At 51.6% G+C, this 14,294-nt stretch carries 11 protein-coding genes; 5 read left to right on the top strand and 6 right to left on the bottom strand.

Translation table 11 applies throughout. The features are described from left to right. Window positions 1-77: 77 nt before the first annotated feature. The 6 genes from ACMCNM_RS28135 to ACMCNM_RS28110 form a co-directional block, all read right to left on the bottom strand. Window positions 78-890: a helix-turn-helix transcriptional regulator gene (locus tag ACMCNM_RS28135; protein WP_412765844.1), complete on the bottom strand. Its 813-nt coding sequence runs from the start codon at window positions 888-890 to the stop codon at window positions 78-80. A 115-nt stretch (window positions 891-1,005) separates the two neighbouring features. After that, on the bottom strand, window positions 1,006-2,592 hold the full coding sequence (locus ACMCNM_RS28130) for a GMC family oxidoreductase (RefSeq protein WP_412765843.1): 1,587 nt from the start codon (window positions 2,590-2,592) through the stop codon (window positions 1,006-1,008). Between the two features lie 58 nt (window positions 2,593-2,650). Further along, entirely contained in the window at window positions 2,651-3,727 is a 1,077-nt protein-coding gene (locus tag ACMCNM_RS28125; protein WP_412765842.1) for an ABC transporter ATP-binding protein, read from the bottom strand. A 2-nt stretch (window positions 3,728-3,729) separates the two neighbouring features. Continuing rightward, complete coding sequence (locus ACMCNM_RS28120; RefSeq protein WP_412765841.1) at window positions 3,730-4,515, bottom strand: ABC transporter permease; 786 nt, start codon at window positions 4,513-4,515, stop codon at window positions 3,730-3,732. A 29-nt stretch (window positions 4,516-4,544) separates the two neighbouring features. Beyond that, window positions 4,545-5,480: an ABC transporter permease gene (locus tag ACMCNM_RS28115; RefSeq protein WP_412765840.1), complete on the bottom strand. Its 936-nt coding sequence runs from the start codon at window positions 5,478-5,480 to the stop codon at window positions 4,545-4,547. Window positions 5,481-5,619: 139 nt separating this feature from the next. Further along, window positions 5,620-6,783 carry an ABC transporter substrate-binding protein gene (locus tag ACMCNM_RS28110; protein WP_412765839.1) on the bottom strand — a complete coding sequence of 388 codons (1,164 nt, stop codon included), beginning with the start codon at window positions 6,781-6,783 and terminating at the stop codon, window positions 5,620-5,622. A gap of 624 nt (window positions 6,784-7,407) precedes the next feature. On the opposite strand from ACMCNM_RS28110, the gene ACMCNM_RS28105 reads away from it, so the two are divergent. From ACMCNM_RS28105 to ACMCNM_RS28085, 5 genes are all read left to right on the top strand, one after another. Continuing rightward, window positions 7,408-8,568, top strand: a complete 1,161-nt coding sequence (locus tag ACMCNM_RS28105) for a Gfo/Idh/MocA family protein (RefSeq protein WP_412765838.1) — start codon at window positions 7,408-7,410, stop codon at window positions 8,566-8,568. A 55-nt stretch (window positions 8,569-8,623) separates the two neighbouring features. Further along, window positions 8,624-9,502: a sugar phosphate isomerase/epimerase family protein gene (locus tag ACMCNM_RS28100; protein WP_412765837.1), complete on the top strand. Its 879-nt coding sequence runs from the start codon at window positions 8,624-8,626 to the stop codon at window positions 9,500-9,502. An 18-nt stretch (window positions 9,503-9,520) separates the two neighbouring features. After that, the gene (locus ACMCNM_RS28095; protein ID WP_412765836.1) at window positions 9,521-11,107 is read left to right on the top strand and encodes a GMC family oxidoreductase; all 1,587 of its coding nucleotides are present in this window, start codon (window positions 9,521-9,523) and stop codon (window positions 11,105-11,107) included. A gap of 127 nt (window positions 11,108-11,234) precedes the next feature. Beyond that, a complete protein-coding gene (locus tag ACMCNM_RS28090) occupies window positions 11,235-12,086 on the top strand; it encodes a hypothetical protein (protein WP_412765835.1) in 852 nt (283 codons plus the stop codon). Window positions 12,087-12,149: 63 nt separating this feature from the next. After that, window positions 12,150-14,285 (top strand): methyl-accepting chemotaxis protein, encoded by a 2,136-nt coding sequence (locus tag ACMCNM_RS28085; RefSeq protein WP_412765834.1) that lies wholly within the window; start codon window positions 12,150-12,152, stop codon window positions 14,283-14,285. Window positions 14,286-14,294 lie beyond the last annotated feature (9 nt).

The following is a 14,294-nucleotide window of genomic DNA, read 5'->3' as shown; positions in this document are numbered from 1 at the left end:
TGACGCATATGGTCTGTGCCCATGACGCAGAAAAAGCGACTGATGGTCGCTTTTAGAGGTATGTGCTTCAATTTCTACTAGACAGGATCAATCGAGGATGTCCCCGCTCCTAGGTAGTCAACAACCTCTTTAGGAATTGAGGCGTCGTCAGGGGAGAGGACGGTGGCTCTCCGAATGTGTTCTTTCTTAATAAAGCCTTTGGACACATAATTCATGGCAACTTTAGCCGCGACAGGTTGGCGAACCATCGTTGCCGCAATTCCGCTTGAAACCCCAAAGATATACTTTTTGGCGTTTCTGCTGACGGCGGCGAGGTTAGTAAAAGTAATCTCGTTTCTTTGAATGGTTTCGAAATCAATACAAAATATACGGTTGGATATGATGAAGCTCAGGCCGTGGTATTTGAAATGGTAGTCGATTTTGCCGCTGCCATCCTGATTGGGGAAACGTTCAATGTAGCAATGCATGAGTATGCCGTTGCGCTCATAGATGCAAAAAATAGAGCGAACTATCTTGCCCTTATAAATTGACGAGTAATGATAGCGTTCATAAACGCCACAAATTTCCCCCAGATCAGAATCGTCCTCCTGCAAAAGCTCGTTGATGAACATGAGCATCTTGGGAGACTGGATGAGGTTTCTGAACAGATGAAAGTGCCCACCCTCGATCATGGAGCGGAAGTCGTTAGGGTTTGAGTAAAGGACATCAATACTCAATCCAAAAAAGCCAGCAATTGCCTTCAGGTTCGTCTTTGACGGTTGATGGGTTCCTGCGAGATACTTGTTAAACTGTTGACGATTTATTCCGACGCGCCTGCACATTTCTGAAACGGTGCCTACTTGCTCGCACAACATTTTCAGGTTTTCTTGAAAATTTTCTTGATTATGCATGGCGTCTTAATCTATATCGGAACAGGGAGGTAGTCTATTCACATTTCTTAGCCGCTTCAAGGTAAATGACCACATACCTCCCTGTGGCAGAGATCCTGCTTCCCACTTCGGCGGTTTATGAGGGGCTGAGGATGTGATGTGAACCTTTCTCGCCAATCATGATCGCCATGGCGTTCGTGTTGCTTGAGCAAAGGTTGGGTGCTACTGAGTTGTCAATCACTCTCAGGCCCTCCAGACCATGTACGCGTAGTTGACTGTCGACCACAGCCATTTTGTCGCTACCCATCTTGCATGTACCGACTGGATGAAGTGCCCCATGAGCGTTCGCTTTCACGAACGCTCTGTAGTCCTCTCTGGTGTGCAAGGGGACAGAAGGTAAAAACTCCCGCCGGATCAGGCGCGCTATTGCAGCTTGTGACATGATGTGGCGACCGTACTCCACAGCTTCTGCCATACACTCGACATCGTATGGGGCTGCCAGGTAGTTGGGCTGAATCCGCGGCTTCTCTGCAGGATCGCTGCTTAGCAAGGACACCGTGCCTACGGATCGAGGGCGGGTTTGGCAGACGTTGAGCGTGCACCCGCTCCCACCTGGAACAGAGTCGACGCCGGCCTCCACGCCAGCCCCGGCCATGAAGCAATACTGAGCATCGGCGCGACCTTCGGCCAGCGATGATCGCCAGAAAGCACCGCCTTCAACGATGTTCGAGCTGGCCGGCCCGTTTTTGAACAGCAAGTACTGTAGGCCGGCCAATGCCTTCCAATAAGGTTTTTTATATTTGTCGTAGCTCAGTGAGGTATTCAGCTCATTGATGATTGAAACTTCTATATGATCTTGTAGGTTTTGACCTACGCCTGGTAGGTCGATCACTGGCTTGATATTTTGCGTTTCCAAGTGGCTCGCTGCGCCTATGCCGGATAGCATCAACAGCTTAGGGGAATTTATAGCGCCTGCCGATACAATTACTTCGCTCTCCGCGTAGGCTGTTTCAACTTTTCTATTTTGAACATATTTCACGCCGATAGCGCGACCTTTTTCGATCAGGATGCGAAGTACTTTAGCTTCGGTTTTGATTTCTAAATTGGGCCGCTTTCGTGCCGTTTTGAGGTATGCAACTGAGGTGCTGGAGCGACGTCCGTCACGGGCATTGATCTGATAAAAGCCGCAGCCGTCCTGTGTCCCGGAGTTAAAATCGGGGTTGAAGGGGAGGCCTGCTTCCTGGCAGGCCTGCACCCAAAGCCTCGCCAATGGGTGTGTATAACGCTGATCAGTCACGCCAACAGGGCCGGTATCGTTGTGAAAGGCGTTCTTGAATCGATCATTGGCCTCATGCTTGAGGAAAAATGGCAAGACGTCTTTGTACGCCCAACCAGAAGCCCCTGAGTCCGCCCATGCATCGTAATCTGCAGGCTGCCCTCTAAGGTAGACCATCGCATTGACCGAGCCACCACCGCCGAGGACGCGGGCTTGCACCATTGTGGGGTTTGCAGGCCCTGTATAATCAGGTGCAGGCTGCCACGGATAGTGTTCGACCAGATTGCCTTGGCTTGTCTTGTAGAAACCAACCGGCAAGTGGATGTATGGGTTGATGTCGCGTGGGCCCTCCTCCAAAAGAACCACCGAGACGTTTGGATTCTCGCTCAGCCGTGCTGCAACTACACAGCCAGCGGAGCCGCCGCCTACCACGATAAAATGAGCCACGCTGTTGCCCCTTTAATCTAGTGCATCGTAGATGCCGGGGGATCTCCCCGGCGTGCTATCAGGCCGCCACGACCACAAAACTCTCCGGCTTGCAGGTCAGCATGACCATCGTTCCAGGAGGCATGGTGTGGCTACCAGGTGTCGGAAGCTGCTGGCATTTGAGCTCTACAGTGCTGTCGCTCACCTTGACCCGATAGATGACTCTGTTGCCGATAAAGGAAGTGTCGTTGACGGTGCCGACGAAGGCACCCTCCTGTGGCGCCCCTTGTGCGGCAGAGATTGAAATGGTCTCGGGGCGAATGGACACATTCACCGGGCCGTTTGTAAGGCTGACTTTAGGCGCGTGGGCGTATTTACCGAACGGCAGTTTAACCAGGCCGGCTGAACCTGAGCCTTCATACATGCCGTCCACGATGTTAGTGTCCCCGAAGAACTTGGCTGCGAACAGGGTCTTGGGCGCCCAGTACATTTCTTCGGGATCGCCAATCTGTTCAATTCCACCTTTATTCAGTAGTACGACACGATCAGACAGAATCATTGCCTCATCTTGGTCGTGAGTGACGTAAACAAAGGTGGTCGAAGATTCCTCGTGGATGCGCTTGATTTCGTTGAGCATATGGTGACGAATTTTGAGATCAAGTGCGGCCAGCGGTTCGTCAAGCAGCAGCACTGCAGGCCGATTCACCAGGGCGCGGGCTAAGGCAACACGTTGGGCCTGACCACCACTCAGTTCAGAAATCCAGCGGTTTTTATAGGTACTCAACTGCACCAGATCCAATACCCTGGAAACCTCAGATTTGATGACGTCCTTGGGCGTGCGTTTTAGGCGGAGCCCAAAGGCGACGTTATCGAAGACGTCCAAATGGGGGAACAAGGCATATTTCTGAAATACCATGTTCACTGGACGTTGCTCGGGTGGGAGCTTGGTAGCGTCTTTGCCGTCGATCAAAACTTTTCCAGTAGTGGGTGTTTCGAAACCGGCGATGATTCTCATCAGCGTGGTTTTACCGCAGCCGCTAGGGCCGAGAAGCGTCAGAATTTCGTTTTTCTTAACGTTAAGATCCAGCTTTCCTAAGGCAGTCAAGTTGCCGTACGCCTTGGAGATTCCGGTTAATTCGATGCTGTTTGCAGACATGATTATTCTCCGTTGCGTTCGAGTTCAATGCGGCGACGGCGCATCGTCATTACCAAACCAGCTACACCAATTATTCCGATGGTCATGCCCAGCATAATTACCGAGGCGGCATTGATGCTTGGGTCAACGGCACGTCGAATCATGGACAGGATCAGCAGAGGAAGAGTGGTATCGGTACCCGTTACAAAGACAGTGATTAAGAATTCGTCAAGGGATAGAGCTACAGTCAAAATGGCAGCGCCGGCAATGGTAGGGCCAATAATTGGAAGCGTGACCAGCCAGAATGCCTTGATTGGCGAGGCGCCGAGGTCGCGTGCCGCCTCCTCAAAGGACAGGTCGAAATACTCCAGTCGCGATCGCACGGACTCCACGAAGAACGGGAGGGTGAAAAGCGTGTGGCCAATCGTGATGGTCACTAGCGATCGAGGCAGGTTGATCAGCGAGAACAGAATGACCAACGCAATCCCAAGGAAAAGGCCAGGCATTGCAATAGGGGCAAAGTTAAGAAATGCGAATGTCGACTTCGCTCTTCCTTTCATTCGCATCAGGGCGAGCGCTGATAGTGTTCCCAATATGGTGGTTACCACTGCGGAAGCACCTGCTACGATCAAGCTGTTGTAAAGCGATGTTCTGAAGTCGTAGCTATTGAATATGGCTTCATACCAGCGAAGAGAGACACCCTCAAATGGTAGAGAGAGTGATGGCGAAGAGTGGAAGCTGAATAGTACGATCAGGCCGATAGGCGCGTACAAGAACAGCATATAAAAGTAAGTAAATAGACGTGTCATTTTATTCTCCGTGCTTACGCACTCGCCTGTCAGTCGTGATACCGCTTGCCGGGAGCCAGGTTTACGGTGCGGAGAAATAAAAGCAACGCGCCATACACCATCATGAAGACCAGTAACAATATGTACGCCATTGCTGCTCCCAGTGGCCAATTACCAACCGTGCGGAATTGGTTAGCGATGAGCAAGCCCGTGGTCATGGCATCTCTACCACCAAGCAGTTGAGGAGTGACGTAGTCTGCAGCTGCTAGCACAAATGTGAACATAAATGAGCTCACTATGCTTTTGTGTGCCATTGGGATAATGACTTTTCTAAGTGCCACATACCCGCTTCCACCCAGGTCGGCGCAGGCCTCAAGATAGTCTTTCTTGACATCTCGAAGACCCGACACCAATAACAGCAAGGTGAAGGGCAGCATGATGTGAACCAAGGTGATTACGACCGCGAATTTGTTGAAAACAATCCACTCAATAGGCGTGTCGATCAGACCCCATTGCATTAACGTACTGTTGATGACGCCTGTAGATCCTAGGATCGTTCGCCAAGCGTACACTCTCACAAGATAGCTGGAGAACCAAGATACGAGTGCTAGATAGAGAATTGTATTTGATCGAGTCTTGTACGCGATGTAGTACGCGACCGGCGCACTCAGAACCGTAGATAATAAGGCAGTCCAGAAGCCATTCTGCATTGATATCCACAAAGAATCGTAGAAGCCACTGGCGCCTAATGCTCTTGCATAGTTGGCAATGGTCGCGGCGGGTATCATTGTGAATGATTTTGAGAGCCAAAAGCTCGAAATTAGCAGTAGGATCGCAGGTATAACAAAGAAAATCAGAAGAAATGTGAAAGGCGCCCCAGCAAGAAGGAATGGTGTAAAACGCTTTTTGTCAGTGTTTCCTTTGGGTGCCGAATCGGAAACATCCTTGCTTCCTGGCGCTACGTTGCTTTTATTTATGACGTTCATGATACCGGCCCATTGCACCAAGTGTTGGAATACTCGCGACTCTTGAAGTACAGCCACGCATAAAAGTATTGCGCTGCTTTTTCCTCCGTTGCTCTCGGCAGGAAAGGCTAGGGCTTTGCGCCCTAGCTTTTGTATGGACTCAGAACGAACCTTTGAAGGAAGTCCATTGGTCGACCCATTCTGAATACGTGACGTATTTTTCCGAATTCAATGGGGGTACGCCATACAGCTTGGATTTTTCGAAAACAGCACTCAGATTCTCATAATCAAAAAGCTGTTTTAACTCCGGCCTCAGGTGAGGGATTGCTTTGGTGTTGGTGACGCCAGAGAACATAGACCATGCCATGGCAGCCTGAACCTCAGGCTCTAGCATCTTATTCACATACTCCAGAGCCAGAGGCACATCCTTAGCCGTTTTAGGGAGGAACAAAGCATCGCACCAAATGGCAGCACCTTCTTCTGGTACGGAGAGCGCTGCTTCAACCCCACGTTTCTTGGTTTCGAGGACGCCTTGGGCTGAGAGGGAAAAGACTGCATCTACTTCACCGGACGCAAGCAGAGACACGGCGTCTCCGACGGAAGCGGCAAACACACGGCATTGATCACGGTAAGGTTGGAGTTTTTCGAAGGCATCGTTGAACTCAGCGCGGGTAAGGTTAGGGTACTTATCACCGTACCCGGCGATGATGGCAATCAGGCTCCAGGTGGACAGCGAGTCGTCTACGAAGGTCAACTTCCCCTTGAGCTTGGGGTTTAACAAGTCACTGTAGCGAGTCGGTTTCTCTACCTTGGCGGTGTTGTAGACAATGGTGTTCATGCCCCACAGCAGAGGGATGCCCCATTGCTGTCCATCCCAGAACCAGCGCTCGCCTTTGTAGAAGAGGGGGAGCGTATCGTTCGGGTTGTAGTTAGGGATCTTCGAGGTATCGATCGGGGAGAGAATGCCCATGTCACGATAGATGGCTTCGTATCCCAGGGCATACATCGTCAGATCAAGCTGAACCGGATTGCTACCTGCCAGTCGCGCTGTGATGTCGTCTTGCGTGGCTGCGTAGGCGGAGCGAACCGTGATATCTCGTTTTTTCCGCCAGTCAGCAAGCTCAACGTCACCTGTTTCACCTTCCCAGCCCAAAATCTCTAGGTGGCCAGCGGCAGCAAAACTGTTGGGGATGTAGGCGCTTAGACATACCCCAGCTGCCGCTGCAGCCGTACCCAGTAAGAACGAGCGTCGCTTGAGCGTCACATCATTCAGGAGGTTCGCTGGAGAAGTGGATTGCCCAGTCTTATCTAATTCGTGCTTCATACGATGCCCTACTCGCGTTTGTTTTCAAATTAATTGAGATCACGCAGGCGCCGGACGTACTTACTTCGCGCGCAGAAGCATGAAGTCCAGTGCGATCGGCGACAGAGGTTGTAAAAACTAAATCGGCAGAATTAGGTGGGGTGATAGCGTCTGTCAGGACGACTATCGGGCTTTCCAATAGGCGAGTCGCATGGCTGGAGAGCCAGCGCTGGTAGTTTGGCTCGATGCGGTTGCCAGGTTGCACGGGTGTCTCAACTGTACAGATGACAGGAGTATCACGGCGTGCGCCTAGCTCTTGATAGGCTCGGCTTATTGTTTTCATGAGCCGAGTATTCACCCGGTTTCTGGCGCGAACAATTTCGCATCACATGTAAAAATGACGCAGATTGACGCATTTCCAAGCCGAGATACCAGCACCTTGCGTCGTGTGGAATGAGAAGCCTGCTCAAGTGCGCACGTGCGTCATCCTGCGTCAAATCATGCAGGCTTGCGAAATTGAGTGGGGTGAAATGCACCGTGATACTCGTTTGAAGGAAGCCTGGACGAGGTCGGCGCGCTGCTCATTGGGCGAGCTTGGCACTAACTCGTGGCCGGCTCACTCGATACCGTCGGTGCGGAGGCTTTATGCCAAATATAACAAGAGACATACCTGGCGCAAAAAAATTGAAGGTTGGAATGGTGGGCGGCGGAGCGGGGGCGTACTTCGCGTCTCTCCACCGTGCCTCAATGCGCTTGTCCAATCGTTATGAATTGGTAGCTGGCGTCTTCTCGTCCAATATAGATAAATCCCAGGCAGCTGCTTCAGCTCTCGGCGTTGATCTCTCGCGGGTTTATGACTGCGTGGAAGAAATGGCGAGGGAAGAGGCTGCGCATTTGGATGGAATAGATGCAGTGGTGATCGTCACTCCTAACCATCTCCATTTTGAAGCCTGCCATGCCTTTCTTACGGCTGGTATCCCAGTGATCTGTGATAAGCCTCTTGTCAACGAAACTTCTCAGGCAAACGAGCTCATCCAGCTTGCAAAGGAAAAAAATACGTTCTTTGGGGTGACTTATACCTACCAAGGTTACCCGATGGTTCGCGAGGCGCGCCAGCGAATCAATCGCGGTGATTTAGGTGATGTCCGTTTCATCTATGTTGAATACCTCTTGGAGTGGTTGGCGCCAGGCGTTGAGAAACTCAGTGGTAGCTTGGCTTGGCGTGGAGAACCAGATAAAGCGGGAATCAGCAGCGTGGTGGGTGATATCGGCACCCACGCTTTCAACATGATGGAATTTCTGACCGGACAGCAGTGCGTTGAGCTCAGCGCAAAGCTCTCAACGAAAGTGCCTGGCTGGAAGATGGATGACAGCTGTGTCGCCCAGTTTGAATTCGACTCCGGGTTGGAAGGTTTGATGTGGGTCAGCTTCGCAGCCCCAGGTCACCGAAACGGATTGCGGTTCAAGGTTATCGGCAGCAAGGCAAGTCTTGAGTGGTCTCAAGAGCAGCCTGAAATTTTGCACCTTAAGCCAGTGGATGGTGCGGAGCTGCTGTTGCGGCGTGGGCAATCGGATAACGCTGAAGCGCTTTTCTTCTCCAGTCTGCCTGCTGGGTGCAGTGAAGGGTACCTAGAGGCTCTTGCCAACCTCTATCAAGATTTCGCTGATGCTATCAGCTGCGGGTCATCGTGGAGCAACGCGACCTCCGTTCCAGTTCCTGACCTTGCTCAAGGGGCGAGGGGGGTAGAGCTTTCGCATCTATGTTACGAGTCCAGTACAGAGAAGAAGTGGGTCAGGTTTAAATAAAAACAATTACGCCGGAATGGGCGGCCCGAGCGCCGGCCTGGTAGGGGATATAATAATGTCAATACATGAGTTGGCCTTTCATTGCACAGTCGCTCGCCACGGCACCGTTGCACTTGATGTGAGTCTTGCAAAGTCCGCTGGGTTTTCTGCTATTGAAATGTCTGGAATCAAGCTTAAAAAATATTTTGAAGCAGGGTATCAGGCACAGGACTTGAAAGCGTTATTGAATGGGGTGTCTGTGCCAGGTATTGGCTACCTGCGAGATATTGAGCGCAATGGCTGCTTTGAGTCTGAGCTCATGAACGAGGCTGAAGCGCTTTTTGCGTTGGCTTCTGCTGCGGGTGCGAAAGGGGTTCAAGTCCTGACTGGGCCAATCAATGTTCAAGCCGTAATTGATCATAAGGAAGGTAAAGAGCCACGCTTCTATAGCGGTCTACTGGATCATACCCTGGAAGACCAAAAAAAGATTACTGCCCATAATCTACGCCGCTTAGCTGATTTGGCCTTGCAATTCAACCTGACACTATATCTTGAAGCGTTGGCCTGGACGCCCATGACAGGCCTGTCGCATCAAGTAGAGTTAATCGACAGGGCCGATCGTTCGAACGTGAAAATGGTGATTGATTTTTGGCACTGCTATACGTCAGGTGATACGCCAGAGCACATCAGCAAGATGAGCAAAGACTATCTGTATGGAGTGCACGTTTGCGACTCTTTGCAGTTTGAGGGAGGTATTCCAAATGAGGACATTCTTCGCGATGTCCCAACTGGGGAAGGCGTGCTCAATCTTAGAGAGTGGGCGGATGCGGTGAAGTCGACTGGATATCAAGGCTGGTGGAGTTGCGAGTTGTTCTGCCTGAAGCAGCACCAGGGAGACAGTTTCAAGGTCGCTCAAGACCACTTCAAGCTCCTCAACAATCTTGTTAATGGTTAAGCGGTATTGGAATTAAGTATGGTTGACTATATTGTTATTGGCGGTGGCTCTACCGGCTGCACAGTCGCCGGTCGGCTCAGTGAAGATAGCTCGAACACGGTCGTTTTGTTCGAAGAAGGGCCGCGAGATTTAAGCCCGTACATCCATATCCCCGGTGCCTATTACAAGACAGCTCAGGGCGATTTGCTCAAACGCTACAATTGGGAGCCAACTGAGGCCCAGTCCCGAACTGAAGCACCTACAATGGTGCAAGCCAAGGTACTAGGTGGTGGCAGCTCGGTGAACGCCATGATCTACATCCGTGGTGTTCCACAGGACTACGATGGCTGGGAGTCGATGGGCGCCACGGGGTGGTCTTACAAAGATGTGTTGCCGTATTTCAAAAAGGCAGAGGATAACGACACGTTCAGTAACGAGGTGCACAGTGTTGGCGGGCCTCTCGGCGTTTCTTTCCCACCGCATATCCATCCGTTGTCCAGGATTTGGTTACAGGCATGCCAAGAATACGGTTTGCCTTACAATCCTGATTTCAATAGCGGGAGACCTGAAGGGTGTGGCTTTTACCAGATCACTTCCAAAAATGGGATCCGTAGCAGTGCCGCTGCTGCCTATATCCGCCCCGCACGAGGACGCAAGAACCTGGCTGTGCGTACTGGATGCAGGGTTGAGAGGATCCTGTTCGATGGCAAAGTGGCCAAAGGCGTCGTTTACGTCGAGAAGGGTGTACGTAAGGAGCTGTTTGCAAATAAGGAAATCATCCTCAGCGCGGGAGCGATTGCTACCCCGCAGTTGTTGATGGTTTCTGGCGTTGGCCCTGCAGAGCACTTGAAGCAGCATGGAGTGTCGGTAATCCAGGATCTGCCGGGAGTAGGGCAAAACCTTCAAGATCACATAGAAATCTCGATGGTGTACGAGTTGACTGGCCCTCACAGCTATGACAAGTACAAGAAGCCCTTCTGGAAAGCCGCCGCTGGATTGCAATACGGGCTTTTCCGTAATGGCCCGGCTGCTTCCAACCTTATCGAGGCGGGTGCGTTCTGGTGGGGGCAGGAGGAGGAAGAAACGCCTGATATCCAATATTTCATGGTCGTGGGGGCAGGAATCGAAGAGGGGGTTGATTCTGTGCCTGGTGGAAATGGCTGCACCATCAACTTCGGCCAGATCCGACCTAAATCCCGAGGCTATGTTGAGCTCACCGGAAGCTCTGTAAGTCAGCCACCGAAAATCGTGCCGAACTATTTTGTCGATCCATACGATCTGGATGCGCTGGTTGAAGGCTTCAAAGTTGCCGATGCGATCATGGAGCAGCCAGCATTCAAGCCCTATATCGCCAAGCGTCATGTACCTGCACCACAGGTGAAGACCAGCGAAGAAATTGCCCGATTCTGTGAGGAAATTGCACATGCGGCGCTTCACCCGTCGGGTACCTGCCGCATGGGGACTGACGCTCATGCTGTGGTGGCGCCAGACCTTAAAGTCCACGGCATTGAGCGCCTACGTGTAGCTGACGCATCAATCATGCCCACCTTGGTCTCGGGAAATCCTAACTCAGTATGCATCATGATCGGCGAAAAACTGGCAGACATGATACGCCGCCAAGCTTGAGCCAATAGTGTATTGATTGCCGCCGTTCAGTGGTCGTCTTCTTTATGGAGGCGACCACTGCATGTGAACCACCGACTAAGCTGATAAAGATTAAGATCCGGATCGGCTATAACGTCTTGGAAAAAATATGAACCTGGACTTGATGAAGAAGACTTTCGGAAGTGATCGCGCGCGGGTGTTGTCCGAGGTTGCGTCCCTCTATATGTTCAACCCGAATACCTTTGCGATCACTGTCGGTGCTTCTAGTCTGTCCGATGTTTATGCAGATATGGACGTGTTCGTTTATTGTGCTGAGCCCACGAGGTCAAATTCAGAAAGCACCTTGCTGAGCGCCCGTGCGGGCGCTCAGGTAACCGGGCATAATCAGCAAGATTACAATGATGGTAGCGAGCGATGGCTAGCACCCTCGCTAGGTGCTCATGTAGATATTGTGCGACGCTGTCCGCTGTGGTTTTCTTACTCCATCGATAAAGTGGTGAAGTATCATCGGGTGCAAGCTGGCTATTCGACCTGCCTTCTGCATGAACTGGTAAAATCCATACCCATCTATGACAGAGCAGGTTGGTTTTCTGCTTTGCGTGATAGCCGGATGAACGGCTATGGGTACCCAGTACCTTTGAAATATGCAGTTCTTCATAAAAATTATCTTCTCTTGCGTACCGGTCAAAACTCATGGCTCAACAAGGCTGAGGCCTCCTATCGCAAAGGTGACACGCTGGCGGTGTTTAAGTATTGCTCTCATTTTCTCTCTAGCTACATAGATATACTTTTTGCGATCAATGAAGAGTACCACCCAGGTGAGAAGCAGTTAATGGAACATGCGCTGTCGCTGGCGGCTCGACCTGCGGATTTGGAACGGCTGATTCGGTTGTTCTTGATTAGCCAGCATGGCGATGTTCAATCAATTTTTTCTGCTGCGCATGCGCTAGTGGATTCTTTAGAGCCTCTGATTGATAGAGAGATGAGGATGGATTTTTAATCCAGCTCTTCAATGTACTCACGTTTTTCTTAAAGTGCTCTGCCAGATTTCCTGGGGGATATCGTGACGATTTCAATTCGTTCGAAGATTGTATTGCTTGCTGGTCTGTGCTTGTTAGCTGTCATTGCTTCAGTTGTAGTCTTGAATGTTCAACAATCGATTGAAAGTAACAAGGATGTCGCATCAGCTAGCGAGGCAATACTGCAAAGGACAGTGTCTTCACTTCTTGTCGCCCGTGCCGGCGAGCAAGCTCGGGCATTCCAGGCTGCCTTTGCGGATAAGGCGTCCGCTGTAGAAACGCTTACCAGTCAAGTGATGGCGCTCAAAGCTGTTTCGACTGAGCGTCAAAGGCCTGCGGAGGAGCTTCGAGATGACATAGGTCGATCAGTACAGGCCGCTTATGCTCGGCAGACCGATACACAGCAAATTTGGGTGGCTTTTGAGCCGAATGCCTTGGACGGCCAAGATCACCGCTTTATTAATCGTGCTGATCATGGGAGCAACGATCAAGGCAGATTTGCGGTTTATTGGAATTTGATGGGCAGCTCGAAGCTGGCATACCCCATACCTACAGCAGATTTTCAACGCAACACAATTGGAGCGAATGGCGAGCTATTCAGCAGCTGGTACCTGTGCAGCAAGGATGGTTCCAAAACATGTTTGAAAGACCCGTACCAAGACGTTGATTTGCAGGGGCGACCTGTTCTTCTCACCGCGTTCTCGATTCCTATCCTCGATCAAGGAAAGGTGATCGGGGTGTCCGGCATTGATGTGCCAATCACCACTCTCCAATCTAAGGTTGAAGAATCCCAAGCCGAGCTTTTCGGTGGCGCTGCGAAAATCTCGATCATTTCGGCCTCGGGCATCTATGCGGCAAATGGAAAGAATCCGAACGCTGTTGGGCAATCCATCACATCGGTTCTAGGTGACCGAAGCAGCCAGGTCATAGCGGCGCTTAGAGCCAACAAATCGTCCGTCTTTGAGGACGAGGGCGATGTGCACGCCATTTTTCCATTTGACCCTGTCCCAGGAGTCGCTGCCTGGGGAGTAGTGATTGATTTGCCCCGCGACGTTTTGCTAGCTGATGCCAAGGCGTTGTCTAAACAGCTTAGTGAGCGTCAAGAGCAGGCCCTCTATCTGGCTATGGGGGTAGCCGTACTGGCAGCACTGGTAGGACTGACGTTGATTTGGCTGATGGCTCAGAGCCTCATTCGCCCTATCAACCAGGTCGCTCTCACGCTTCGCGAAATATCGGAAGGGGACGGTGATTTGCAAAGTCGTCTGACATACGAACGTGTCGACGAGTTGGGGGCATTGGTATCCAGCTTCAACAAGTTCCTAGATAAGCTTCAGCCGGTCATTTACTCTGTCAAGGACAGCATTACCCAATCGCGTTCGGGCGCGAACCAGACTGCAGCAGTGGCTCGCCAGACCAGTGAGGGTGTACAAGTTCAGTTCCGCGAGATTGATCAGGTCGCTACTGCCTCTAATGAGATGAGCATGACAGCTCATGAGGTTGCTCGTAGTGCCTCGGCAGCGGCGGCGGCGGCAGTAACTGCTGACCAATCGACCCAGGCCGGCTTACTACTTGTCAAAAAAAGCACGAACACTGTGCATGAGCTTTCCGGTGAGGTAAGCCGCACTGTCGACCAGGTGGAAAGACTGGCGGCCAATAGTGAGCAGATCGGCAGCGTTTTGGAGGTGATCAAATCCATTGCGGAGCAGACCAATCTCTTGGCCCTTAATGCGGCGATTGAGGCAGCTCGGGCCGGTGAAAGTGGGCGAGGTTTTGCCGTGGTTGCTGACGAGGTAAGAGGGTTGGCTCAGCGCACGCAGAACTCGGTGGCTGAAATTCGCCTGGTTGTCGAACAGATCCAGGACGGGATACACGCTGTGGTTATGAGCATGCACGGAAGCCGAACCAAAGCGCAGGCGAGCGCCAGTGAATTCGCCTCAGCGGAAGATGCGCTGCTCCGTATTGGCCAGTCCATTTCCACGATCACAGAAATGAACCTTCAGATCGCCAGCGCTGCTGAAGAGCAAAGTGCGGTGGCAGAGGAGGTGAATCGGAATGTTGCAGCAATCAAATCCGTTACAGAAACGCTCACCGATCAGGCGACAAACGCTGCAGCAACCGCAGAGCAACTCGACACGCTCGCCGGGGAACAACTTCTGTTGGTAGCTCACTTCAAGGTGTAGCGGGATATC

The sequence above is a fragment of the Pseudomonas sp. NGC7 genome, assembly GCF_047159675.1.
Lineage (GTDB): Bacteria > Pseudomonadota > Gammaproteobacteria > Pseudomonadales > Pseudomonadaceae > Aquipseudomonas > Aquipseudomonas kermanshahensis.
The sequence above is the reverse complement of the archived record's forward strand: the minus strand, read 5'-3'. Positions and strand labels throughout refer to the sequence as shown.

Excerpts from the sequence above, each read along its gene's own strand:
- ACMCNM_RS28120 (WP_412765841.1), bottom strand. The coding sequence starts at position 4,515 with ATGACACGTCTATTTACTTACTTTTATATGCTGTTCTTGTACGCGCCT.
- ACMCNM_RS28125 (WP_412765842.1), bottom strand. The coding sequence starts at position 3,727 with ATGTCTGCAAACAGCATCGAATTAACCGGAATCTCCAAGGCGTACGGC.
- ACMCNM_RS28110 (WP_412765839.1), bottom strand. The coding sequence starts at position 6,783 with ATGAAGCACGAATTAGATAAGACTGGGCAATCCACTTCTCCAGCGAAC.
- ACMCNM_RS28100 (WP_412765837.1), top strand. The coding sequence starts at position 8,624 with ATGTCAATACATGAGTTGGCCTTTCATTGCACAGTCGCTCGCCACGGC.
- ACMCNM_RS28095 (WP_412765836.1), top strand. The coding sequence starts at position 9,521 with ATGGTTGACTATATTGTTATTGGCGGTGGCTCTACCGGCTGCACAGTC.
- ACMCNM_RS28135 (WP_412765844.1), bottom strand. The coding sequence starts at position 890 with ATGCATAATCAAGAAAATTTTCAAGAAAACCTGAAAATGTTGTGCGAG.
- ACMCNM_RS28090 (WP_412765835.1), top strand. The coding sequence starts at position 11,235 with ATGAACCTGGACTTGATGAAGAAGACTTTCGGAAGTGATCGCGCGCGG.
- ACMCNM_RS28105 (WP_412765838.1), top strand. The coding sequence starts at position 7,408 with ATGCCAAATATAACAAGAGACATACCTGGCGCAAAAAAATTGAAGGTT.
- ACMCNM_RS28115 (WP_412765840.1), bottom strand. The coding sequence starts at position 5,480 with ATGAACGTCATAAATAAAAGCAACGTAGCGCCAGGAAGCAAGGATGTT.